Below are 24,579 nucleotides of genomic sequence, written 5' to 3' on the forward strand. Positions count from 1 at the left end.
GTGAGATGACATCCTGAACCAGATCGGTCATAACTCTCTCCTGTTGTTGATATGTTCGTAATTTGTTCTAATTTTGTTCGAATGTCAACGACCGGAATCCGGCCGCATTCCGAATTTCCGGGCGATCAAACTGGCAGGGTTAAGGAAAGGTTGACGGGCGTGCGACAGCCATCAGAGGAGCGGCAACGCGCTCTGAGGGCGGACTGTCCACGAGCTCGCCAGGTCTGTCGAAACTGAGATCAGCCCGAGCCGAGCGGCACCACTTTCCCGTCGGCCAGCGTAACGCGCCGGTCCATGCGCGAGGCCAGTTCGTGATTGTGGGTGGCGATCAGCGCCGCGAGGCCCGATTGCTTGACCAGCGCCGCCAGCGCCTCGAACACATAGGAAGCGGTGACCGGGTCGAGGTTGCCGGTCGGCTCGTCGGCCAGCAGCACCAGCGGTGCGTTGGCAACCGCGCGGGCAATGGCGACGCGCTGCTGCTCGCCGCCGGAAAGCTCGGATGGACGGTGCGACGCGCGCTTGCCGATCTGCATGTAGTCCAGCAGTTGCGCCGCTCGCTCCGACGCCTCCTTGCGGCTCAGCCCCTTGATCAGCTGCGGCATCATGATGTTTTCCAGCGCCGAGAATTCCGGCAGCAGATGATGGAACTGATAGACGAAGCCGACATCGTTGCGGCGGATCGCCGTGCGCTCGTCATCGGAGAGCCGTCCGCAGGCACGCCCGGCCAGGATGACGTCGCCGGCATCAGGCCGCTCCAGCAGGCCGGCAGTGTGCAGCAGCGTCGACTTGCCGGTGCCCGACGGCGCCACAAGCGCCACCATCTCACCGCGCTTCAGCGAGAAATCAGCGCCGTTGAGAATGGTGAGCTTGCGCGGCCCCTGGACGTAGTGCCGCTCGACGCTCTTCAGCTCGATAATGGCCTCGGCCATCATTCATACCTCAAGGCTTCGACGGGATCGAGCCGGGCAGCCCGCCACGCCGGAAACACCGTTGCCAGGAAGGACAGCCCGAGCGCCATCAGGATGACGTAGGTCGTCTCGCGCGGATCCATTTTCGCCGGCAGCTGGCTGAGGAAATAGAGCTCCGGATTGAACAGCACCTTGCCGGTCATCCAGGAGAAGAACTGGCGGATGGATTCGATGTTGGTGCAGATCAGCACGCCGAGCAGCACGCCGGCGATCGTGCCGGTCACGCCGATCGCCGCTCCCGTCATCAGGAAGATGCGCAGGATGGCGCCGCGCGATGCCCCCATGGTGCGCAGGATGGCGATGTCATGCCCCTTGTCCTTCACCAGCATGATCAGGCCGGAAATGATGTTGAGCGCCGCCACCAGCACGATCAGCGTCAGGATCATGAACATGACGTTGCGCTCGACCTGCAGGGCGGAAAAGAAGGTCTCGTTGCGCTGGCGCCAATCGACGAGGTCGATCGGCCGCTGCGCCGCCTCCTCCACCTTCGGTTTCAGCGCGTCGACATCATCGGGATTGTCGACATAGATCTCGATCGTCTGCGCCCGGCCGTCCATGTTGAAATAGAGCTGCGCTTCCGAGAACGGCATGTAGACAATGGAACTGTCATATTCCGACATGCCAACTTCAAAGATCGCGGTGATCGGATAGCCCTTCATGCGCGGCGTCGTGCCGAGCGGCGTCACGTCGCCGTCGGGCGAAATCAAGGTGATGGTGTCGCCGAGGGCCAAGCCGAGATTCTCGGCCATGCGCTTGCCGATGGCGACGCCTTCGCCGGTGTCGAAACCGGCGATCGAACCCTGCTTGACGTTGGCGGCCACGATGGCGATCTTGCTCAGATCCTCGCCGCGTATGCCGCGCACCAGCGCGCCGGTTCCGCCGCCGACATTGCCCTGCGCCAGCACCTGGCCGTCGATCAGCGGGATGGCGTATTTGACACCGGGCACGCCGTTGATGCGGCCGGCGACCTGCGCGTAGTCCTCAAGCGGCGAATCGAGTGGCTGCACGATCAGATGGCCGTTGACGCCGAGGATGCGCGTCAACAGCTCCGCCCGGAAGCCGTTCATCACCGCCATCACCACGATCAGCGTGGCGACCCCCAGCATGATGCCGAGGAAGGAGATCGAGGCGATCACCGAGATCACCGTCTCCTTGCGCCGCGAGCGCAAGTAGCGCCAGGCAACCATGCGCTCGAACATGGAAAACGGTCCGGCGCCCGCCGATCTTGCCGCCGCCACGTCGCTCATGCGGCCATGCCAAAGCGTTTTTTCGCGTCGGCGATCGGCAGCGTCTCGCGCTCGCCGGTCCTGCGATTCTTGATCTCGATCTCGCCTGCGGCAACGCCGCGCGGCCCGACGATGACTTGCCACGGCAGGCCGATCAGGTCGGCGGTGGCGAACTTGCCGCCCGGCCGCTGGTCGGTGTCGTCGTAGAGCACATCCTTGCCGGCGGCGACGAAGGCGGCATGCAGTTCGTCGCAGACGCGGTCGCACTCGGCATCGCCCGCCTTCATGTTGATCAATCCGATGTCGAATGGCGCCACCGCTTCCGGCCAGATGATGCCGTTGTCGTCATGGCTGGCTTCGATGATCGCCGCAACCAGGCGCGACGGACCGATGCCGTAGGAGCCGCCGGAGACGAAATGATCCTTGCCGTCGGGCCCGGTCACCTTGGCGCCCATCGGCTTGGAATATTTGTCGCCGAAATGGAAGATATGGCCAACCTCGATGCCGCGCGCCGAAACCTTGTCGCCGTCGCCGATCTTTTCCCAGGCCGCCTCATCATGCATCTCGTCGGTGGCGGCGTAGGGCGTCGTCCATGTCTTGACGATGTCGCCGATCTCGGCGTCGTTGGCGAAGTCGGTCTTCTCTCCGGGCACATCGAGTGAAAGATAGTCGCGATGGCAGAAAACCTGGCTCTCGCCGGTGTCGGCGAGGATGATGAATTCATGGCTGAGATCGCCGCCGATCGGTCCGGTGTCGGCCCGCATGGGAATCGCCTGCAGGCCCATGCGCGTGAACGTCCTGAGATAGGACACGAACATCCTGTTGTAGGCCGCCTTGGCGCCCTCGAAGTCGAGGTCGAAGGAATAGGCATCCTTCATCAGGAATTCCCTGCTGCGCATGACGCCGAAGCGCGGCCGCACTTCGTCGCGGAACTTCCACTGGATGTGGTAGAGATTGAGCGGCAGGTCCTTGTAGGACTTCACGTAGGCGCGGACGATCTCGGTGACCACTTCCTCATTGGTCGGGCCGTAGAGCATGTCGCGGTCCTGCCGGTCCTTGATGCGCAGCATCTCCTTGCCGTAATCGTCATAGCGGCCGCTTTCGCGCCACAGATCCGCCGACTGGATGGTCGGCATCAGGATTTCCAGCGCACCGGCGCGATTCTGCTCCTCGCGGATGATCCTGCAGACCTTGTCCAGCACCCGCTTGCCGAGTGGCAGCCACGAGAAACTTCCCTGCCCCTGCTGGCGGATCATGCCGGCGCGCAGCATCAGCCGGTGCGAGACGATTTCGGCCTCGCGCGGATTTTCTTTGAGGATAGGCAGGAAATAGCGCGACAAACGCATGGACTGGTCCGTGAGTGAGGATGGCCGCGCGGGAATCGGCGCGACACGGGCTTGCTTGCCCCGGCTTCATAGCCATTTCATGGCGGAATGGAAACCCGGACCCATCGATCCGAAAAACGGAAATCGGCTTTCGGAAAGGCACGATACGTGGGATCGAACAGGTCAGAGCGTCGTTGCACGAGCCGGGGACACGCAGCGCTCCAGGGGCACGGCAGTGCCGCGCGCGTCTTACTGGTCGTTTCCCAAGCAAAGCCTGCCACACTATTGTGCAGTGCAGCACGAGAATGCCCGTTTCAAGGCAAAATTCTTCGTGACATTTTCATTCGCGTTGGGCTAATGTGCCCCGATAACCGAGAGGGTAGAGAAAAATCTGCTCTCCTACGCGGTCAAAGTCTTGGGAGGATGCGATCTAGGCGCGGTTACTCGCTGCCGCCGGAAACCGGAAACAGATCGGACGCGTTTAAATTGCAAGGCCTTGTGCCTTGCATTTTTTTTGTGCAAACATCTGGTTAGCAGCAGAGATTGATAAACTGGATGACCTCGCGTCAACCGGCACAAGGCTAGAATCGCCATGGCCTTCAGGCGATATCGTTTCGATCTCGAATCTGCTGAAGCGCGAACCTGAAAACGGTCTATTTCGTTGGCGTCTGACTGAATTCCGGAATGATGTGCGGCACCTCGTCGAGGCTGTATCCCAACCCTTTCGTGAGGCCATAGAAAATGCCCATGAGTACCGCCGTGGCGACGGTGGTTCGCAGGACGGCGCGCAGCATATGCGGGCCGCGTGGCGCACTTGGAACCGTGCCCAGCGTCACGTCGTGATCGTCGTCCTGTGTCCTGATGCTGAACGGCAGCACGACGAAGAGCACGATCCACCAGGTGGCAAAGAAAAGGGCGGTGAACGATACCCAGCTCATGATTGCTCCAGTTCGATCAGCGTACCGAAGAAATCCTTCGGAGGCAGGAACAGCACCGGCTTGCCATGCGCACCTAGCTTCGGATTGCCGTCACCCAGCACGCGCGCGCCGGCAGCCTTGAGCTGGTCGCGCGCGGCCAGGATGTCGTCGACTTCGTAGCAAAGATGGTGCATGCCGCCGGACGGGTTCTTCTCGAGGAAGGCGGCGATCGGCGACCCCTCGCCAAGCGGCTCCAGAAGTTCGATCTTGGTGTTGCCGACATTGACGAACACCACGGTCACACCGTGCTCCGGCAGTGCCTGCGGCGCCGTCACTTCGGCGCCGAGCGTGTTGCGATAGGCGGCGACGGCCGCCGCCAGATCCGGCACGGCAAGCGCGACATGGTTCAGGCGTCCGAGCATATCCGAGCTTTCCCTCCTGGGTCCCAATGGCTGGCGTCATACGTCAAATCGACCGATATCAACAGCCTTTCACGAGGCGCGCACTGTCGCACTTCGATGAACCGTCTTCGAACGGGCAGAGATACAAAATCACGACCCAGGCTGTTCCAATCGGCAACTGCGAAGTACAAACGGCAATGTTCGACGCCTGCCCTGCCCGCCCAAGCGTTTTCACATTCAGCCTTGGCTCATTCAAAGTTGCCGCTTTGCTCGATGCCGTCGATGTTCGCGACAACCTCGCATCGGCCCTGGCACCTGGACAGTCGCCAACCGCAGTGCACGACCTCGCCGTCTCGAACTTCATCGACCCCGATCGCTACGAGCACTGCTTCATCCCAACGTTGATCGACACCGGTTCCGAAAGGATCCTGTTCGACACCGGATGCGGAGATGAGGACAGTTCACTCCTGGAATGTCTGCAGGACCTTGGGCTCGGGCCTGATGACATCGATGTGGTGATTATCACCCACGGGCACCCGGATCACATCGGAGGGCTCGTGAAGAATGGCGAACCCGTTTTCAGGCGAGCACGCTATGTATTCGGCGCGGCCGAATTCAGCTTCTGGACCGGGGGAAATGCGGTGCGTGAGGCCAGGTTGGCCAACCGTGATCTATTCAGGCGAATTTGCAGCAGCCTTACTGATCAGGTGACATTCATAGCGCCCGGAGATCAGGTTGTGCCAGGCATTACCGCCATCGACGCTGCCGGTCATTCCCCCGGGCTCCTGGCGTTTCTCGTCGATAGCGACGGCCGGCAATTGCTCATCTGGTCGGACGCCTTTCTGCACTATGTCGTGTCCATCCAGCGACCGGAGTGGCGTGCTGATCTGGATGATGACAAAGACCAAGCCGTCGAGACCCGCAAGCGACTGCTGAAGATGGCCGCGGAACAGCGTCTGCTGATCGCGGGCCATCACATGCCATTTCCAGGTCTGGGCTACGTCGAGCCGGTGAACGGTTCCTTTCGGTGGCTTCCCGTCAGCTATCAGCTGAACGTGTAGCGAACGCTGCCACCCTCACCGGGTGACAAACACCGTCACCAGCGGTTTCTTGCCCCAGGCTTCGTTGGCAGCGCCGCGCACGGCGCGCCGTACCGCCTCTTGCACCAGGTCGAGGTCCTTTCGGCGCTGGCGGGGGATCGAATCCACCGCGCCGACTGCCGCATCGATCATCAGGTCTTCGAGCGCCTCACCGCTTGCATCGGCCTCGGCGACGCCGATGGCGACCAGATCGGGATCGCCGGCAAGCTCATATTTGTCGTCGAGCACGACATTGACCGCGACATGGCCGGCGAAGGATAGTTTGCGCCGGTCGCGAATGCCCATCGCCTGATCAGTGCCAATCAGACTGCCGTCCTTGTAGATGCGCCCGAACGGCACCTGGTCGATGATGGTGGCGGGGCCGGGAGCGAGCCTGAGCATGTCGCCGTCTCGCACCTGCGCCACCTGGCCGATGCCGGATGTCGACATCAGCGACCCCTGCGCCACCAGATGCGCCGCCTCGCCATGCACAGGAACGCCGATCTGCGGCCGCACCCATTCGTACATCTTGCGCAACTCGCTGCGCCGCGGGTGGCCGGAAACATGAACCAACGCATCGCCGTCCTCGATGATCTTGATGCCGAGGTCGATCAGGCGGTTCTTGATCTCAAGGATCGCCTTTTCATTGCCGGGGATGGTGCGCGAGGAAAACACCACCGTATCGCCGGCCGTCAGCGACACCGATTTCATTTCTTCGCGCGACAGCTTGGCCAGCGCCGCCAAAGGCTCGCCCTGGCTGCCGGTGCAGATGATCACCAGGTTTTCGCGCGGGATGAAGCCAAAATCCTCTTCGGCGATGAACTCGGGCAGCCCGTCCATGTAGCCGAGTTCATCAGCCACATCGATCACCCGCTTCAGCGAACGTCCGAGCACCAGGCACTGGCGGCCGGCATCCCGCGCCGCCTTGGCAATGGAGACGATGCGGCCGACATTGGAGGAGAAAGTGGTGACGGCGACGCGGCCCTTGGCTGCCTGGATGACGCCCTTGAGGCCCTCGCCCACGGCGACTTCCGAAGGCGACTCGCCTTCCCGCAGCGCATTGGTCGAATCGCAGATCAGCGCCAGAACACCCTTGTCGCCATAGGCGCGGAACCGCGCCTCGTCGGTCTTTGGGCCGATCGTCGGCTCCGGATCGATCTTCCAGTCGCCGGTGTGGATGACGGTGCCGGCCGGCGACGTGATCGCCAGCGACATCGGCTCGGGAATAGAGTGCGCCACGGGAATGGCTTCGATCTCGAACGGGCCGACGGTGAATTTCTCGCCCGCCCGGTAAATGGTCAGCGGGATCTTCGGTGCGCCCTGCTCGCCCTGCCGCTTGGCTTCGAGCAGGCCGGCGCTGAACGGTGTCATCCAGACGGGGGCCTTCAGCTTCGGCCAGGTGTCGAGCAGCGCGCCGTAATGGTCTTCATGCGCATGCGTGATGATGATACCGCGCAGATTGGCGAGGTTCTCCTCGATGAAGCGCGTGTCGGGCAGCACCAGGTCAACACCGGGCAGGCTGGCATCGGGGAAAGTGACGCCGACATCGATGACGATCCACTCGCGCGCGCTCGGCGGGCCGTAGCCGTAGAGGGCGAAGTTCATGCCGATCTCGCCGACGCCGCCGAGCGGCACGAAGACGAGTTCGGCGTTTTCCGCTTTCGCCATGATTTTTTCCTTCCTGACCCTCAGGCCAAGCCCGTTAGACGCTGGCAGACGCGACCGCGCCGAAATGCACGTCGCCGGCGGCGATCGTCAGAATAGAACCTTCATCGTCGCGGATCACGAAACGGCAGTCCTCGTCAATGGTTTCAAACACGCCGCGCACCACATTACCGTCAATTCTGACAGCAACCTCGCCGCCAAGCCCCGCCGCCCGTGCCAGCCAGCGTCGCCTGACCGCGGCAAGTCCGCGCCCCTCATCCCACAACCGGGCATTCTCGCTCCAGGCATCCGACAGCGCCAGAAACAAGGTTTCCGCGTCGCAAGCCGCGCCCAGCGCGCGCAATGAAGTTGCCGGATAAGGCAAATCCTCGGGATAAGCCACAACATTGACGCCGATGCCGACCGCCACCGCGAAACGGCCGCCGTCCAGGATCGCCGATTCCAGCAGGATGCCGGCCAGCTTGGCGCCGGCGGCAAGCACGTCGTTCGGCCATTTCAGCTCGAAACGGTTTTTGCCCGCACTTGCGCCGTCGAGGCCTATGGCGATCCGGCCCTTCGGCACCACCGCGTCGAGTGCATCGGCGAGCGCCAGCCCGGCCACGAAGCCAAGCGTCGCGGCAAGGCGAAGTTCGGCAGTGGTGATGACAAGCAGCGTCGCCGCGAGGTTGCCTTCCGGTGTCGCCCAGACACGGCCGCGCCGCCCGCGCCCGCTTTCCTGCTTCTTGGAAACGACCCACAATCTGCCGGGGTCGCCGGCCCGGGCATGGTCCAGCGCCAGGGCATTGGTGGAGCCGACGCTGTCATGTGCCTCGAGCCGGAACCCTTCCGACGCCGAGGTAGGAGCCAGCCGAAATGACATGCCGTTTAGAAAAATGTCTTGGCGGCGGCTTCGGCATAGGTACCGATCGGCCCGCCGATCAGCACGTAGAACAGCACGAAGGCGCCACTGACGCCGAGCACGAGGCGCAGTTCACTGGCCATCGGCACAAAGCCGCCAACCGGCTCGTCAAACCACATGATCTTGATGATGCGCAGATAGTAATAGGCACCCACCACCGAGGCCAGCACGCCGATGATCGCGAGCGCGTAGAGGTTGGCGTTGATGGCGGCGAGGAAGACGTACCATTTCCCCCAGAAACCGGCGAGCGGCGGAATGCCGGCCAGCGAGAACATCAGGATGGTCAGGATCGTCGCCATGATCGGGTTGGTCGACGACAGGCCGGCCAGGTCGCTGATCTGCTCGACATTGCCTTCCTTGCGCCGCATGGCGAGGATGAAGGCGAACGTGCCGAGCGTCATCACCAGGTAGATCAGCATGTAGATGGCGACGCCACGCACGCCCGCCTGGCTGTTGGCGGCAAGGCCGACCAGCGCGTAGCCCATGTGGCCGATCGAGGAATAGGCCATCAGTCGTTTGATGTTGGTCTGGCCGATTGCAGCGAAGGCACCGAGCGCCATCGAGGCGATCGAGATGAAGACGATGATCTGCTGCCAGTCCGAGGCGATCGGCTTGAACGCGCCCATGGTGACGCGCACCATCAGCGCCATTGCTGCCATCTTGGGAGCAGCCGCCAGGAAGGCCGTCACCGGCGTCGGCGCGCCTTCATAGACGTCGGGCGTCCACATGTGGAACGGCACCGCCGAGATCTTGAAGGCAAGGCCGGCCAGCACGAAGACCAGCCCGAAAACCAGGCCAAGCTGGCGCTCGCCGCTGCCCAGCGCCGTGGCGATCTCCTGGAAGCCGGTGTTGCCGGTGTAGCCGTAGACCAGGCTGATGCCATAGAGCAGCATGCCCGACGACAGTGCGCCGAGGACGAAGTACTTCAGGCCGGCCTCGGTGGAACGCAGATTGTCGCGGTTGATCGCCGCCAGCACATAGATCGCCAGCGACTGCAGCTCAAGACCGAGATAGAGCCCGATCATGCTGTTGGCCGAGATCATCAGCATCATGCCGAGCGTGCAAAGCAGGATCAGCACCGGATACTCGAACTTGTCGAAATGCTCCGCCTTGGCAAAGCGCATCGACATCACCAGCGTCACCGCCGAGCCGATCAGCGCCAGCACCTTCATGAAATGGGCGAAGGAATCCTGGATGAAGGCATTGCCATAGGCGCTGCCTTGCCCCGTGCGGAAGACCAGCCAGGCGCCTGATATCACCAGCACGGCGACGGCGAGGCCGGTCACCGTGTTGGCGGTGTTGGCGCGCGAATAGGCGCCGACCATCAGCAGCGCCAGCGCGCCGATGGCGAGGATCAGCTCTGGCGTCGAGAGCGACAGGCTGGAGAGAAGGTCCGGCGTCATGGTTCGCAAAACCCTTGGGTTAATTCGCCGCCGCGGTCTGCGCGGCGCCGATGGATGCAGTGACATTGGTGACGAGCGACTTGACCGATTGGGCCGTCGCGTCGAAGACGGGCGCCGGATAGACGCCGAAGAATATGACCAGTACGACCAGCGGGTAGATGATCACCTTCTCGCGCGGCGACAGATCGAGCAGGCCCTTCAGGCTGTCCTTGGTCAGCGCGCCGAAGATCACCCTGCGATAGAGCCACAGCGCATAGGCTGCCGACAGGATGACGCCCGTGGCTGCGAAGAACGCCACCCAGGTGTTGACCCGGAACACGCCGAGCATCGTCAGGAACTCGCCGACGAAGCCGCTGGTGCCGGGCAGGCCGACATTGGCCATGGTGAAGATCATGAACACGGTGGCGTATTTCGGCATGTTGTTGACCAGCCCGCCATAGGCGTCGATCTCGCGCGTGTGCATGCGGTCGTAGATAACGCCGACGCACAGGAACAGCGCGCCCGAGACAAGGCCGTGGCTGAGCATCTGGAAGATCGCGCCCTGCACGCCTTCCTGGTTCATGGCAAAGATGCCCATGGTCACGAAGCCCATATGGGCGACCGAGGAATAGGCGATCAGCTTCTTCATGTCCTCCTGCATCAGCGCCACCAGCGAGGTGTAGATGATGGCGACGACCGACAGTGTGAACACCAGCGGCGCGAACATTTCCGACGCCAGCGGGAACATCGGCAGCGAGAAGCGCAGGAAGCCGTACCCGCCCATCTTGAGCAGGATTGCGGCTAGGATCACCGAGCCCGCCGTCGGCGCTTCGACATGCGCGTCAGGCAGCCAGGTGTGCACCGGCCACATCGGCATCTTCACCGCGAAGGAGGCGAAGAAGGCGAGCCACAGCCAAGTCTGCATGTTGGCCGGGAAATTGTGCGTCAAAAGCGTCGGGATGTCGGTCGTGCCGGACTGATAGAACATCGCCATGATGGCGAGCAGCATCAGCACCGAGCCGGCCAGCGTGTAGAGGAAGAACTTGAACGAGGCATAGACGCGCCGCTTGCCGCCCCAGACGCCGATGATGATGAACATCGGGATCAGGCCGGCCTCGAAGAAGACGTAGAACAGCACGATGTCCAGCGCGCAGAACACGCCGATCATCAGCGTTTCGAGCAGCAGGAACGCGATCATGTAGGCCTTGACGCGCTTCTCGATAGCTTCCCACGAGGCCAGGATGCAGAGCGGCATCAGGAACGTCGTCAGGATGACGAACAGCATTGAAATGCCGTCGACGCCCATATGGTAGGAGATGCCGGAGTCGAGCCAGGCAACCTTCTCGACGAACTGGAACCCCGCTTGCGAATTGTCGAAGCCGGTCCAGATGAACAGCGAGATGATGAACGTGAACGTCGTCGTCAACAGCGCGATGGCGCGGATGTTGCGGCGCGCGTTTTCACTGTCATCATTGATGAACAGGATGAGCAGCACACCAACCAGCGGCAGGAAGGTGACCAGCGAGAGGATTGGCCAGGCGGTCATCAGAGCATCATCCAGGTGACGAGTGCGGCAACGCCGATCAGCATGGCGAAGGCATAGTGGTAGAGGTAGCCGGTCTGCAGCTTGACGACGCGGTCGGTGACATCGATGACGCGCGCCGAGATGCCGTCAGGACCAAGACCGTCTATGATGGTGCCGTCGCCGGTCTTCCACAGGAAACGACCGAGCCGCTTGGCTGGCCGCACGAACAGGAAGTCGTACAGCTCGTCGAAATACCACTTGTTGAGCAGGAAGGCGTAGAGCAAGCGGTGGTTGGCGGCGACGCTTCGCGGCAATTCCGGCGAGCGGATGTAGAACTTCCAGGCCAGCGCGAAGCCGATCAGCATAGCGATGAAGGGCGAGAGCTCGACCCACAGCGGCAGTTCGTGGATCTCGTGCAGGATGTGGTTGTCCGGCAGTGTGAACAGCGATGCCTTCCAGAACTCGGCATAGCCCTCGCCGATGAAGGCGCCGTGGAAGATGATGCCGGCGAACAGTGCGCCCGCGGCCAGGATGAACAGCGGCACCAGCATCACCGGCGGCGATTCATGAACGTGGTGCATCACCTCATGGCTCGCCCGCGGCTCGCCATGGAAGGTCATGAAGATCAGCCGCCACGAATAGAAGGAGGTGAAGCAGGCGGCGATGACCAAAAGCACGAAGGCGAGGCCGGCAACTGAATTGTGGCCGGCAAAGGCGCTTTCGATGATGGCGTCCTTGGAGAAGAAGCCGGCGGTGCCGATGACCGTCACCGGAATGCCTACACCGGTCAGCGCCAGCGTGCCGATCACCATCATCCAGTAGGTGGTTGGGATCAGCTTGCGCAGGCCGCCCATGTTGCGCATGTCCTGCTCGTCGGAGACGGCGTGGATGACCGAGCCCGAGCCGAGGAATAGCAGCGCCTTGAAGAAGGCATGTGTGAACAGGTGGAAGATCGCGGCACCGTAGGCGCCGACGCCGAGCGCCACGAACATGTAGCCGAGCTGCGAACAGGTCGAATAGGCGATGACGCGCTTGATGTCGTTCTGGACGAGGCCGACGGTTGCCGCGAAGAAGGCGGTGAAGGCGCCGATGAAGGTCACGACCGTCAGCGCCGAATGCGACAGTTCGAACAGCGGCGACAACCGCGCCAGCATGAACACGCCGGCCGTCACCATGGTCGCGGCGTGGATGAGTGCCGAGACCGGCGTCGGGCCTTCCATGGCGTCCGGCAGCCAGGTGTGCAGCGGCACCTGCGCCGACTTGCCCATGGCGCCCATGAACAGCAGCAGGCAGACGATCGTCATTGCCGACTGCTTGTCGAGCGCGTGCCCGAGGAAGGTCAGCACGGCGGCACCTTGCGGCGCGCCTTCAGCGGGAATGAACGTCGCCGCATTGGCGAAGATGGTGCCCAGATTGACCGAACCGAACAGCACGAACAGACCGAAAATGCCGAGCGCGAAGCCGAAATCGCCGACGCGGTTGACGACGAAGGCCTTGATGGCGGCGGCGTTGGCCGACGGCTTCTTGTACCAGAAGCCGATCAGCAGGTAGGACGCGAGGCCCACCCCTTCCCAGCCGAAGAACATCTGCACCAGATTGTCGGCGGTCACCAGCATCAGCATGGCGAAGGTGAACAGCGACAGATAGGCGAAGAAGCGCGGCCGGTTCGGATCGTGGTGCATGTAGCCGATCGAATAGATGTGGACCAGCGCCGACACAGTGTTGACCACCACCAACATCACCACCGTCAGCGTGTCGATCCGGAGTGCCCAGGACGCTTCCAATCCGCCTGACTGGATCCAGCGCAGCACCGGCACGGTGAACACCTCGCCATGGCCGAAGCCGACGGTGAAGAACGCAACCCACGACAGCACCGCCGCGATCACCAGGAAGCCTGAGGTGATGTATTCGGATGCCTTGGCGCCGAGCGACGTGCCGAACAGGCCGACGATCAGGAAGCCGAGCAGGGGAAGGAAGACGATGGCCTGGTACATGGTGGTTCCGTCAACCCTTCATCATGTTCACGTCTTCGACCGCGATCGAGCCGCGGTTGCGGAAGAAGACGACGAGAATGGCAAGTCCGATGGCAGCCTCGGCCGCCGCGACCGTCAGCACGAACAGCGCGAACACCTGGCCGACCAGATCGCCAAGTGCCGCCGAGAAAGCGACGAAGTTGATGTTGACCGCGAGCAGGATCAGCTCGATCGACATCAGGATGACGATGACGTTCCGGCGGTTCAAAAAGATGCCAAACACGCCGAGCGTGAACAGGATCGCCGATACGGTCAGATAATGTGCGATGCCGACGACCATCTCAGACTCCTTCGCCCGACTTGACCTTGCGGATTTCCATGCCGGTCGCCGCGGTGCGGCCGACCTGGGCTGCGATCGACTGCCGCTTGACCCCTTCCTTGTGGCGCAGCGTCAAGACGATGGCGCCGATCATGGCGACCAAGAGCACGAGGCCGGCAATCTGGAAGTAGTAGAGGTAGTCCGTATAGAGGATGTCGCCGAGTGCGGCCGTATTCGAGCGCGTGGCGAGGTCCGGAATGGGCTTGGAGACCGTCGAGGCGAGCTGCGGTGCGAATGTGTAGCCGCCCAGCACGACGATCAGCTCCGCCGCCAGGATCAGCCCGACCAGCGCGCCGATCGGCGCATACTGCAGCGCGCCTTCCTTCATCTCTGCGAAATCGACGTCGAGCATCATGACGACGAACAGGAACAGCACCATGACCGCGCCGACATAGACGACGAGCAGGATCATCGCCAGGAACTCGGCCCCGGTCAGCATGAACAGGCCGGCCGCGTTGAAGAAGGTTAAGATCAGGAACAGCACCGAATGCACGGGGTTGCGCGACGAAATGACCATGAACGCCGACGCCACCGCGACAAAGGCGAAGAGGTAGAAAAAGGCCGCCTCTAGTCCACTCAGCATGGGGTTCCCCCGGGTTCCTGTTCGAACATGACGCTTGCGTCAGGTTCGATTTTTGCCACCGCCTCCGGTAAGCAAGTTTCGTGTTCCTTAGACGAGGCCCCTCGCCCCGTCCATGCGTCAAATATCAGCGATACGGCGAGTCCAGCGAGATGTTGCGCGCCAGTTCGCGCTCCCACCGGTCGCCATTCGCCAAAAGCTTGTCCTTGTCGTAGTAGAGCTCTTCACGCGTCTCCGTCGCGAATTCGAAATTCGGCCCCTCGACGATGGCGTCGACCGGGCAGGCTTCCTGGCAGAAGCCGCAATAGATGCACTTCACCATGTCGATGTCGTAACGCACCGTGCGGCGCGTGCCGTCATTGCGGCGCGGACCGGCCTCGATGGTGATCGCCTGCGCCGGGCAGATCGCCTCGCACAGCTTGCAGGCGATGCAGCGTTCCTCGCCGTTGGGATAGCGACGCAGCGCATGCTCGCCACGGAAGCGCGGGCTGGTCGGCCCCTTCTCGTGCGGATAGTTGATCGTCTCCTTCGGTGCGAAGAACTGGCGCATCGACAGGAAGAAGGCGCTGACGAAATCTTGCAGCAGCAGCGATTTTGCGGCTTGGGACAGAGCGGACATCACGCAAACCCCGTGATCTTGAGGAAGGCGGCGGTGGCGACCACCATGAACAGCGAGATCGGCAGGAACACCTTCCAGCCGAGCCGCATCAGCTGGTCGTAGCGGTAGCGCGGCACGAAGGCCTTCACCATGGAGATGCCGAAGAACACGAAGCAGACCTTCAGCACGAACCAGATGACCCCCGGCACCCAGGTGAACGGCGCGAAGTCGAAGGGCGGCAGCCAGCCGCCGAGGAACAGGATGGTGGCCAGCGCGCACATCAGCACGATGGCGACATACTCACCGAGGAAGAACAGCAGGAACGGCGTCGACGAATATTCGACCATGTGGCCGGCGACCAGTTCCGATTCGGCTTCCACCAGGTCGAAGGGTGGCCGGTTCGTCTCGGCCAGCGCCGAGATGAAGAAGATGACGAACATCGGGAACAGCGACAGCCAGTGCCAGTCAAGGAAGGTGTTGGGCAGGCCGAGCTTGGTGCCCAGCCCATCCTGCTGCGACAGGACGATGTCGGATAGGTTGAGCGAACCGGCGCACAAAAGCACGGTGACGATGACGAAGCCGATCGAGACTTCATAGGACACCATCTGTGCGGCCGAACGCAGCGCGCCGAGGAACGGATATTTCGAGTTGGACGCCCAGCCGCCCATGATCACGCCATAGACCTCGAGCGAGGAGATGGCGAAGACATAGAGGATGCCGACATTGACGTTGGCGATCGCCCAGCCCTGGTTGACCGGAATGACCGCCCAGGCCGAGATCGCCAGCACGGCAGAAACCAGCGGCGCCAGGAGAAAAACGCCCTTGTTGGCGCCGGACGGGATGACCGGTTCCTTGAAGACGAACTTCAAAAGATCGGCGAAGGCCTGCAGCGTGCCCCACGGGCCGACCACGTTCGGGCCGCGGCGCAGCTGCACCGCCGCCCAGATCTTGCGGTCGGCGTAGAGGATGTAGGCGACGAAGATCAAAAGCACGACGATCAGCACGACCGACTTGAGAAGGATCAGCAGCGCCGGCAGCACGTAGAAGGAGAAGAAAGTGTCCATGCTTATTCCGCCGCCTGCTTGAAGCCGCTCTTGGCCAGTGCCGAGCATTCCGCCATCACTGCCGATGCCCGCGCGATCGGGTTGGTCAGGTAGAAGTCCGTGACCGGCGAGGTGAAGGTGCCCTTGTTCAGCCGCCCGCCGAGCTTCGCCACCTTGGCGATGTCCTCGGCATTGCCGGCCGCGACCTGATCGATGCGGGCCAGATGCGGGAATTCGCCATAGAGCTTCGCACGCAGCTGCTGCAGCGAATCGAACGGCAGCTTCTTGCCCAGCACGTCCGACAGCGCCCGCAGGATCGCCCAGTCTTCACGCGCATCGCCCGGCGCGAAGCCGGCGCGGTTGGTCTGCTGCACGCGGCCTTCGGTGTTGACATAGGTGGCCGACTTTTCGGTGTAGGCTGCCGCCGGCAGGATGACATTGGCGCGGTGCGCACCCTGGTCGCCATGCGTGCCGATATAGACGACGAAGGCGCCGCCGGTCTTGGCCATCTCGATCTCGTCGGCGCCAAGCAGGAACAGCAGTTCCATCTCACCCAGCATCCCGGCGACGTTCTTGCCGCCCTCGTCCGGCACGAAGCCGAGATCGAGGCCGCCGACGCGACCGGCCGCATTGTGCAGCACTGCAAAGCCGTTCCAGTCCGCCCTAGCGGCGTTGACGGCGGCGGCGAGCTTTGCCGCCTGGCCGAGCACGGCCGCACCATCGGCGCGCGCCAGCGCGCCCTGGCCGACGATGATCAGCGGATGCGTCGCCTTCTTCAGCGTCTGGAAGAACTTGCCGTTGCCGTCGGCCAGATCCTTCAGTGAATCCGGTCCGGCGCCCAGTTGTTCATAGTCGTAGCGTGTGTCACCGACATCGCCGATGACGCCGACCGGCAGATTGCCGATCCGCCAGCGCTTGCGGATGCGGGCGTTGAGCACCGAGGCTTCATAGCGCGGGTTGGCGCCGATGATCAGCACCGCGTCGGCCTGCTCGATGCCCTCGATGGTCGGGTTGAAGATATAGCTCGCCCGGCCGAGCGCCGGATCGAGTGCCGCGCCGTCCTGACGGCAATCGGTGTTCTTCGAGCCGAGCGAAGCCATCAGCAGCTTCAGCGCGTAGATTTCCTCGACCGCGGCCAGATCGCCTGCAATGGCGCCGATCTTTTCGGGTGCCGCCTTCGACACCGCATCCTTGATGGCGGCAAAGGCCTCGGCCCAGCTGGCCGGTGCCAGTCTGCCATCCTTGCGCACATAGGGGCGGTCGAGGCGCTGCGTGCGCAGACCGTCCCAGATGAAGCGGGTCTTGTCGGAGATCCACTCCTCGTTCACCTGCTCGTTGACGCGCGGCAGGATGCGCATCACTTCGCGGCCGCGGCTATCGACGCGGATCGCCGAGCCGACGGCGTCCATCACATCGATGGATTCGGTTTTGGTCAGTTCCCACGGCCGCGCCTGGAAGGCGAACGGCTTCGAGGTCAGCGCGCCGACCGGGCAAAGGTCGATGACATTGCCCTGCAGCTCCGAGGTCATCGCCTGTTCGAGATAGGTGGTGATCTCGGCGTCCTCGCCACGGCCGATCAGGCCGAGTTCGGAAATGCCGGCGACTTCGGTGGTGAAGCGGACGCAGCGCGTGCAATGGATGCAGCGGTTCATCACCGTCTTGACCAGCGGGCCGATATACTTGTCTTCGACTGCGCGCTTGTTCTCGTGATAGCGCGAGGAATCGACACCAAAGGCCATCGCCTGGTCCTGCAGGTCGCATTCGCCGCCCTGGTCGCAGATCGGGCAATCCAGCGGATGGTTGATCAGCAGGAATTCCATCACGCCCTCGCGGGCCTTCTTGACCATCGGCGTGTTGGTGAAGATTTCCGGCGCCTCGCCATTCGGGCCGGGGCGCAGGTCGCGCACGCCCATGGCGCAGGAGGCCTGCGGCTTGGGCGGCCCGCCCTTCACCTCGATCAGGCACATGCGGCAATTGCCGGCGATCGACAGCCGCTCATGGAAGCAGAAACGCGGCACTTCCGCGCCAGCGTCTTCCGCCGCCTGCAGCAGTGTGTAGTGGTCGGGTACAGTGATCTCTTTCCCGTCGACCTTGAGCTTTGCCATTCGCCTCAAACCCCTGCGGATTTCCCGCAATCTCTTGTCCCGGGCACGGTCGAAACCGTACCCGGCATTTCAATCATTTCCCGACGGCGAGTGCCGCCGCCTGGGCAGTCCAATCGTCACGGACGATGCGGCCGGCGAGCGACAAATAGTCCTCGACCCAGGCAACCTCTTCCGGCGCCCAGGCCGCGATCTGGTCATATGTCCAGATGCCCAAGCCGTTGAGAACCTTCTCCAGCTTCGGACCGATGCCCGATATCGCCTTGAGGTCCGAAGGCTGCTCCGGCCTGTCCATAGCCTTCGGCTGCCTGAAATCCTCCGGCATCAACCCGGCCGGAGCCGGGCCTGCGGCCGGGCCGGCATCGGCGACCGGGACTGCGTCGGCCGCCTCCCTCGCAACCATGTCAGTCACGTCCTGTGCGAAGGATTGCGCCTCGGCGATCAAGGTCTTGGTCGCCGCGCGGGCGGCCTTGGAAGCGCTCTTTTCCGTCTCCACGAAGCGCTCGGTGCGCGCCTCGAAATCATCGACGATCGGCTGCAGCAGTCGTTGCGAGGCTTCGGCAGCCCCCGAGAGTGCGCCCAGCCAGACGCCGAAGGCGTGGTTCGCCAGCCCGATACCGAGCGCCGACATCGCCGCGGCACCAGCAACAGGATGCGCGAGAAGGTTGACGGCGCTCGCCATCTCCTTCGGCATCATCCTGGTCAGATCCTGGTTCATCTTCTCGAACTGGTCCAAATTGGGCATCAATGAGTAGGGTGTCGAATACGGCGCCATAGATATCTCCTGGTCGTTTCTTCGTTCGCCCGCCCCGGTTGTCTCAAATCGGGCACTTGCCCGCATTCCGCTCCGGGCTTTCGCCCGAATTCACAAAGTCTCTATTCCGCCGCCACCATCACCGGCTCGGCCCGGTGCGCATTGCGCGAAAACTCGTCGATGCGGCGTTCCACCTCGCCGCGGAAATGCCGCATCAGGCCCTGGATCGGCCATGCCGCCGCATCGCCCAGCGCGCAGATCGTGTGGCCCTCGACCTGCTTGGTGACGTCGAGCAGCATGTCGATCTCGCGCTTCTGCGCTTCGCCGCGCACCAGCCGCTCCATCACCCGCCACATCCAGCCGGTGCCTTCACGGCACGGCGTGCACTGGCCGCAGCTCTCGTGCTTGTAGAAGTAGGAAAGCCGCGCGATCGCCTTCACGATATCGGTCGACTTGTCCATGACGATGACAGCCGCCGTGCCGAGGCCGGATTTGAGGTCGCGCAACGCGTCGAAATCCATCGGCGTGTCGATGATCTGCTCTGCCGGCACCAGCGGCACCGAGGCGCCGCCCGGTATGACCGCCAGGAGATTGTCCCAGCCGCCGCGAATGCCGCCGCAATGCGTCTCGATCAGCTCGCGGAACGGGATCGACATCGCCTCTTCGACCGTGCACGGGTTGTTGACGTGGCCTGAGACGCAAAAAAGCTTGGTGCCGACATTGTTGGGCCGGCCGAAGGACGAGAACCAGGCCGCACCGCGGCGCAGGATGGTCGGCGCAACAGCGATGGATTCGACATTGTTCACGGTTGTCGGGCAACCATACAAGCCGACATTGGCCGGAAATGGCGGCTTCAGCCGCGGCTGGCCCTTCTTGCCTTCGAGGCTTTCGAGCAGCGCCGTCTCCTCGCCGCAGATATAGGCGCCGGCGCCATGGTGCATGTAGATGTCGAAGTCGTAGCCGGACGTGTTGTTCTTGCCGATCAGCTTGGCTTCGTAGGCCTCGTCGATGGCCCGCTGCAGCGCCTCGCGCTCGCGGATGAACTCGCCGCGAACATAGATGTAGGCGGCAATCGCACCCATGGCGAAGCCGGCGAGCAGCGCGCCTTCGACCAGCGTGTGCGGGTCATTGCGCAGGATGTCGCGATCCTTGCAGGTGCCGGGCTCGGATTCGTCGGCATTGATGACAAGGTAGCTCGGCCGGCCGTCGCTCTGCTTGGGCATGAACGACCATTTCAGGCCGGTCGGGAAGCCGGCGCCGCCGCGCCCGCGCAGGCCGGATGCCTTCATCTCGTTGACGATCCACTCGCGCCCCTTGGCGACGATGCCGGGCGTGTTGTCCCAGGCGCCGCGCGCCATCGCGCCGGCCAGTGACTTGTCGAAGAGGCCGTAGATGTTGTTGAAGATGCGGTCTTTGTCCTGAAGCATTTTTCGTCCCTCAGACCGGCTTCTTGCCGAAGACGCGGATGTATTCGGCGACGCCACCCTTGGCGAGCGCCTTGGCCTGCTTGACCCAGTCGTCGCGATCGATGCGGCCGTGGAAAGCGAGATAACCGTCCACCCACTCGCGCTCGGCCTTCTTCCAGGAGGCAACCTGGGCAAAGGTGAAGATCCCCAGCGAATGCAGGACGCCTTCGATCTTCGGGCCGACGCCGGAAATCAGCTTGAGGTCGTCGACCAGCGCCGGCCTGTCGATGCCGGCCGGACGGTTCTTGTCCTCGAGCGACGGCTTGGCCGGCTTGTCAGCCTTCGCGGCTGGCACCTTGACCTCCGGCGCCTTGAAGGCGGCTGCCGGCTCGGCCTTGGTCCTCGGACCATTGCGCTGCTTGGAAACCTGCTCGACTTCGGGGGCCGCCTTGTTGGCATTGGCGGCCGAATGCAATGGGGCCGAAACGCTTGCCGCCTTTTCAGCTGCCGGCGCGACCTTGGTCTTTGAAGGCGTCTTCAATGCCGGGCTGGTTTCAGGGGCATCGGTCTTCGGCTTGCTGGCGTTGGATGGCGCGACAGGGGCGGCAGCGGGCGCGACCGTGGCGATTATCGCGTCGGGCACCGCCTTCGCGGCCTTGGCCGCCTCCCTGGCTTCCCTGTCGCGGGTCGACTTGAGGATCGCCTTTTCGCTCTTCAGGGTCGTGAGGCCGGAGGCTGGCTCCGAACCGGTGCGGCCGTCCTGCGGCCCTGGCGTCACCGAGGCGCCCTTGCCGGCGTCATAGAGATCGATGATTTCGGCCAGCCGCTCGGGCGTCAAATCCTCAAACGTATCCTTGAAGATCATCACCATCGGCGCGTTGACGCACGCGCCAAGGCACTCGACCTCTTCCCACGACAAGGTGCCCTTGTCGTTGGTGTGGAACTGGTCGTGATGGATCCTGGAGCGGCACACATCCATCAGTGCTTCCGAGCCGCGCAGCATGCAGGGCGTGGTGCCGCAGACCTGGATATGGGCGCGGGTGCCGACTGGGCTCAGCTGGTATTGCGTATAGAAGGTGGCTACTTCCAGCCCCCTGATACGGGGCATGCCGAGCATGTCCGAAATCGTCTCGATCGCCGCCTTCGTCACCCAGCCTTCCTGCTCCTGCGCCAGCATCAAAAGCGGAATGATGGCCGACTGCTCGCGGCCCTTGGGGTATTTCTTGAGCCATTGCTTCGCCGCCGCCGCGTTCGCCCGGTTGAAGGCGAAGGATGCTGGCTGGACGCTGGCTTCTGCGAGACGGCGGACTGACATTTAGCGATCGACCTCACCAAACACGATGTCGAGGGAGCCGAGAACGGCGGTGACGTCGGCCAGCATGTGGCCGCGGCAGAGGAAATCCATCGCCTGCAGATGCGCGAAACCGGGCGCGCGCAGCTTGCAGCGGTAGGGTTTGTTGGAGCCGTCGGACACGAGATAGACGCCGAACTCGCCCTTTGGCGCTTCGACCGCCGCATAGACCTCGCCGGCCGGCACGCGGTAGCCCTCGGTGTAGAGCTTGAAGTGATGGATCAGCGCTTCCATCGAGCGCTTCATCGCCTGGCGCTTCGGTGGCACCACCTTGCCGTCGAGGTTCGACACCGGGCCGGTGCTTTCCTTGCCGAGCAAAAGGTCGACGCACTGGCGCATGATCTTTGCCGACTGGCGCATTTCTTCCATGCGCACGAGGTAGCGGTCGAAACAGTCGCCGTTCTTGCCGATCGGAATGTCGAAATCCATTTCCGAATAGCATTCATAGGGCTGCGACTTGCGCAGGTCCCACGGTGCGCCCGAACCACGTATCATCACGCCCGAAAAGCCCCAGGCCCAGGCATCGGCCAGGGAGACGACGCCGATGTCGACATTGCGCTGCTTGAAGATGCGGTTGCCGGTGAGCAACTGATCGAGGTCGTCGATCGACTTCAGGAATGGATCGATCCACTTGCCGATATCCTCGACCAGCTTCTGCGGCAGGTCCTGGTGGACGCCGCCGGGGCGGAAATAGGCCGCATGCATGCGCGAGCCGGAGGCGCGCTCATAGAACACCATCAGCTTTTCGCGCTCGACGAAGCCCCAAAGTGGCGGCGTCAGCGCGCCGACGTCCATCGCTTGCGTCGTCACATTGAGGATGTGCGACATGATGCGACCAATCTCGCAGTAGAGCACGCGGATCAACTGGCCGCGCTTCGGCACGTCGATGCCGAGCAGGCGCTCGGCAGCCAGCGCAAATGCGTGCTCCTGGTTCATCGGCGCGCAATAGTCGAGCCGGTCGAGATAGGGGATCGCCTGCAGATAGGTCTTGGCCTCCATCAGCTTTTCGGTGCCGCGATGCAGCAGCCCGATATGCGGATCGACGCGATCGACGACTTCGCCATCGAGCTCGAGAACCAACCTCAAAACACCATGCGCCGCAGGGTGTTGCGGGCCGAAATTGATGTTGAAGTTGCGGACGGAGGTTTCAGCCATTCTGGCGCCTCAATTCGTCTTGGCTTTTTCATCGCCTGGCAGGACGTAATCCGTCCCTTCCCATGGCGAGAGAAAATCGAAATTGCGGAATTCCTGCTTGAGCTCGACCGGCTCATAGATGACGCGCTTGGCCTCGTCGTCGTAGCGCACCTCGACGAAGCCGGTCAGCGGGAAATCCTTGCGCAGTGGATGGCCTTCGAAACCGTAATCGGTCAACAGGCGCCGCAGGTCGGGATGGCCCGAGAACAGCACCCCATAAAGATCGTAGGTCTCGCGCTCGAACCAGTCGGCGCCGGGATAGACGCCGGTGATCGACGGCACCATCGTTTCCTCGTCGGCCTGGACCTTGACGCGGATGCGCACGTTCTGCTTCGGCGACAGCAGGTGATAGACGACGTCGAAGCGCTTGGCCCGCGACGGATAATCGGCGCCGCAGACGTCGATGATCGAGATGAACAGGCAGCGCGCATCATCGCGCAGGAAGGTCATCACCTCGACCAGATTGCGCGGCTCGACATGGACGGTGAGTTCGCCGTAAGCGATCGCCGCGTCATTCACGCGGCCGATCAGCTTCTCGCCGAGATAGGTCGACAGTTCGCTCAGGGATGCGGTCATGGATTTACCGTTCGATCGTGCCGGTGCGGCGGATTTTCTTCTGCAAGAGAAGAATGCCGTAAAGCAGCGCCTCGGCGCTCGGCGGGCAGCCAGGCACATAGATGTCGACCGGCACGATGCGGTCGCAGCCACGCACCACCGAATAGGAATAGTGGTAGTAGCCGCCGCCATTGGCGCAGGAGCCCATCGAGATGACGTAGCGCGGCTCCGGCATCTGGTCGTAGACCTTGCGCAGCGCCGGCGCCATTTTGTTGGTCAGCGTGCCGGCAACGATCATGATGTCGGACTGGCGCGGAGACGCGCGAGGAGCAACGCCGAACCGCTCCGAATCGTAGCGCGGCATCGAAGTGTGGATCATCTCGACCGCGCAGCAGGCGAGGCCGAACGTCATGAACATCAGCGAACCGCTGCGCGCCCAGGTGATCAGCGCCTCAGTCGAGGTGACGAGAAAGCCCTTGTCGGCCAATTCGTTGTTGATCTCGAGGAAGAACGGATCGTCGGACCCCACCGGTTTGCCGGTGTTGGGATCGATCAGGCCCTTGGGCTTCGGCGCGACGAGCGTGCCGGAACTGTCGTTCAATCCCATTCCAGCGCTCCTTTTTTCCATTCATAGGCAAAGCCGATGGTCAGCACCGCCAAAAAGACCATCATCGACCAGAAGCCGAGCATGCCGATCTTCGAAAAGGACACCGCCCACGGAAACAGGAAAGCCACTTCCAGATCGAAGATGATGAACAGGATCGACACCAGGTAGAAACGGATGTCGAATTTCATGCGGGCGTCGTCGAACGAGTTGAAACCGCACTCGTAGGCGGAAAGCTTTTCGGGATCGGGATTGCGGTAGGCGACCAGGAAGGGGGCGGCCAGCAGCGCCAGCCCGACGACCAGTGCCACGCCGATAAACAGGACGATGGGCAGGTATGAACCTAGAAGTGCGTTCATGCTCGGCTTTCCGTTGGCGCCAATCCACGTTGATTACAGCACCGGACCCTAATGCGGAAGCGTGACAGTTTAACCGCTGAACCGTTTTAAGGGCCTATGCTGCAACGCGGCGAGGGTTAGCGCAGCACTTCCAGCGAAGCAAGTCAAACCTTGTTCAAAACGCGGTGCTGGACGGCATATCCGAGGAAACTGGTCCGATCCGCTCCTGTTTGATTTCCTTCGTTTTTTACTCCACTTTTGTCTCCTGACATGGTTGCCGCCAAAACCCTGCTAGCATGGCCGGAATCACCAGCCA

At 62.7% G+C, this 24,579-nt stretch carries 23 protein-coding genes; 1 reads left to right on the top strand and 22 read right to left on the bottom strand.

Going from position 1 to position 24,579, the window contains the following annotated elements:
• Positions 1-239: 239 nt before the first annotated feature.
• The 5 genes from AC1DZU_RS25240 to mce all read right to left on the bottom strand — a co-directional run bounded on the left by AC1DZU_RS25240 (position 240) and on the right by mce (position 4,858).
• A complete protein-coding gene (locus tag AC1DZU_RS25240) occupies positions 240-932 on the bottom strand; it encodes an ABC transporter ATP-binding protein (protein ID WP_184873474.1) in 693 nt (230 codons plus the stop codon).
• Positions 929-2,215, bottom strand: a complete 1,287-nt coding sequence (locus AC1DZU_RS25245; protein ID WP_477289370.1) for a lipoprotein-releasing ABC transporter permease subunit — start codon at positions 2,213-2,215, stop codon at positions 929-931. The genes AC1DZU_RS25240 and AC1DZU_RS25245 overlap by 4 nt, the downstream gene beginning before the upstream one ends.
• A complete protein-coding gene (proS, locus tag AC1DZU_RS25250; RefSeq protein ID WP_477289372.1) occupies positions 2,212-3,540 on the bottom strand; it encodes a proline--tRNA ligase in 1,329 nt (442 codons plus the stop codon). Before proS ends, AC1DZU_RS25245 begins: the two co-directional genes overlap by 4 nt.
• Positions 3,541-4,172: 632 nt before the next feature.
• Positions 4,173-4,457, bottom strand: coding sequence for a DUF1467 family protein (locus AC1DZU_RS25255; protein ID WP_111547551.1), 285 nt, complete (start codon positions 4,455-4,457; stop codon positions 4,173-4,175).
• Positions 4,454-4,858, bottom strand: a complete 405-nt coding sequence (gene mce, locus AC1DZU_RS25260) for a methylmalonyl-CoA epimerase (RefSeq protein ID WP_477289375.1) — start codon at positions 4,856-4,858, stop codon at positions 4,454-4,456. Before mce ends, AC1DZU_RS25255 begins: the two co-directional genes overlap by 4 nt.
• A gap of 176 nt (positions 4,859-5,034) precedes the next feature.
• On the opposite strand from mce, the gene AC1DZU_RS25265 reads away from it, so the two are divergent.
• Positions 5,035-5,898 carry an MBL fold metallo-hydrolase gene (locus tag AC1DZU_RS25265; protein WP_477289377.1) on the top strand — a complete coding sequence of 288 codons (864 nt, stop codon included), beginning with the start codon at positions 5,035-5,037 and terminating at the stop codon, positions 5,896-5,898.
• Between the two features lie 15 nt (positions 5,899-5,913).
• Here AC1DZU_RS25265 and AC1DZU_RS25270 read toward each other — a convergent pair whose 3' ends face one another.
• The 17 genes from AC1DZU_RS25270 to AC1DZU_RS25350 form a co-directional block, all read right to left on the bottom strand.
• The gene (locus tag AC1DZU_RS25270) at positions 5,914-7,584 is read right to left on the bottom strand and encodes a ribonuclease J (protein WP_184873469.1); all 1,671 of its coding nucleotides are present in this window, start codon (positions 7,582-7,584) and stop codon (positions 5,914-5,916) included.
• Positions 7,585-7,618: 34 nt separating this feature from the next.
• Positions 7,619-8,440, bottom strand: a complete 822-nt coding sequence (locus tag AC1DZU_RS25275) for a biotin--[acetyl-CoA-carboxylase] ligase (RefSeq protein WP_477289380.1) — start codon at positions 8,438-8,440, stop codon at positions 7,619-7,621.
• A gap of 5 nt (positions 8,441-8,445) precedes the next feature.
• A complete protein-coding gene (nuoN, locus tag AC1DZU_RS25280) occupies positions 8,446-9,882 on the bottom strand; it encodes an NADH-quinone oxidoreductase subunit NuoN (RefSeq protein ID WP_477289382.1) in 1,437 nt (478 codons plus the stop codon).
• A 19-nt stretch (positions 9,883-9,901) separates the two neighbouring features.
• On the bottom strand, positions 9,902-11,407 hold the full coding sequence (locus AC1DZU_RS25285; protein WP_477289384.1) for an NADH-quinone oxidoreductase subunit M: 1,506 nt from the start codon (positions 11,405-11,407) through the stop codon (positions 9,902-9,904).
• Positions 11,407-13,380 carry an NADH-quinone oxidoreductase subunit L gene (nuoL, locus tag AC1DZU_RS25290; protein ID WP_477289386.1) on the bottom strand — a complete coding sequence of 658 codons (1,974 nt, stop codon included), beginning with the start codon at positions 13,378-13,380 and terminating at the stop codon, positions 11,407-11,409. Before nuoL ends, AC1DZU_RS25285 begins: the two co-directional genes overlap by 1 nt.
• 10 nt (positions 13,381-13,390) lie before the next feature.
• Positions 13,391-13,699: an NADH-quinone oxidoreductase subunit NuoK gene (nuoK, locus tag AC1DZU_RS25295; RefSeq protein WP_023676620.1), complete on the bottom strand. Its 309-nt coding sequence runs from the start codon at positions 13,697-13,699 to the stop codon at positions 13,391-13,393.
• Between the two features lies 1 nt (position 13,700).
• A complete protein-coding gene (locus AC1DZU_RS25300) occupies positions 13,701-14,321 on the bottom strand; it encodes an NADH-quinone oxidoreductase subunit J (RefSeq protein WP_095087233.1) in 621 nt (206 codons plus the stop codon).
• 124 nt (positions 14,322-14,445) lie between these two features.
• The gene (nuoI, locus tag AC1DZU_RS25305) at positions 14,446-14,937 is read right to left on the bottom strand and encodes an NADH-quinone oxidoreductase subunit NuoI (protein ID WP_023812382.1); all 492 of its coding nucleotides are present in this window, start codon (positions 14,935-14,937) and stop codon (positions 14,446-14,448) included.
• The gene (gene nuoH / locus AC1DZU_RS25310) at positions 14,937-15,980 is read right to left on the bottom strand and encodes an NADH-quinone oxidoreductase subunit NuoH (protein ID WP_095087231.1); all 1,044 of its coding nucleotides are present in this window, start codon (positions 15,978-15,980) and stop codon (positions 14,937-14,939) included. The genes nuoI and nuoH overlap by 1 nt, the downstream gene beginning before the upstream one ends.
• Before the next feature lie 2 nt (positions 15,981-15,982).
• The gene (nuoG, locus tag AC1DZU_RS25315) at positions 15,983-18,064 is read right to left on the bottom strand and encodes an NADH-quinone oxidoreductase subunit NuoG (RefSeq protein ID WP_477289390.1); all 2,082 of its coding nucleotides are present in this window, start codon (positions 18,062-18,064) and stop codon (positions 15,983-15,985) included.
• A gap of 73 nt (positions 18,065-18,137) precedes the next feature.
• Positions 18,138-18,836 (bottom strand): NADH-ubiquinone dehydrogenase, encoded by a 699-nt coding sequence (locus AC1DZU_RS25320; protein ID WP_477289392.1) that lies wholly within the window; start codon positions 18,834-18,836, stop codon positions 18,138-18,140.
• Positions 18,837-18,937: 101 nt separating this feature from the next.
• Positions 18,938-20,242, bottom strand: coding sequence for an NADH-quinone oxidoreductase subunit NuoF (nuoF, locus tag AC1DZU_RS25325; RefSeq protein WP_095087224.1), 1,305 nt, complete (start codon positions 20,240-20,242; stop codon positions 18,938-18,940).
• Between the two features lie 10 nt (positions 20,243-20,252).
• Positions 20,253-21,536 carry an NADH-quinone oxidoreductase subunit E gene (locus AC1DZU_RS25330; RefSeq protein WP_477289394.1) on the bottom strand — a complete coding sequence of 428 codons (1,284 nt, stop codon included), beginning with the start codon at positions 21,534-21,536 and terminating at the stop codon, positions 20,253-20,255.
• On the bottom strand, positions 21,537-22,727 hold the full coding sequence (locus AC1DZU_RS25335; protein WP_477289396.1) for an NADH-quinone oxidoreductase subunit D: 1,191 nt from the start codon (positions 22,725-22,727) through the stop codon (positions 21,537-21,539). It lies immediately after the preceding gene.
• A 9-nt stretch (positions 22,728-22,736) separates the two neighbouring features.
• Complete coding sequence (locus AC1DZU_RS25340; RefSeq protein ID WP_477289398.1) at positions 22,737-23,342, bottom strand: NADH-quinone oxidoreductase subunit C; 606 nt, start codon at positions 23,340-23,342, stop codon at positions 22,737-22,739.
• Positions 23,343-23,346: 4 nt separating this feature from the next.
• Positions 23,347-23,928, bottom strand: coding sequence for a NuoB/complex I 20 kDa subunit family protein (locus AC1DZU_RS25345; RefSeq protein ID WP_477289400.1), 582 nt, complete (start codon positions 23,926-23,928; stop codon positions 23,347-23,349).
• Entirely contained in the window at positions 23,919-24,284 is a 366-nt protein-coding gene (locus tag AC1DZU_RS25350) for an NADH-quinone oxidoreductase subunit A (RefSeq protein WP_095087214.1), read from the bottom strand. The genes AC1DZU_RS25345 and AC1DZU_RS25350 overlap by 10 nt, the downstream gene beginning before the upstream one ends.
• Positions 24,285-24,579 lie beyond the last annotated feature (295 nt).

Source organism: Mesorhizobium sp. P2_A12, from assembly GCF_056405075.1.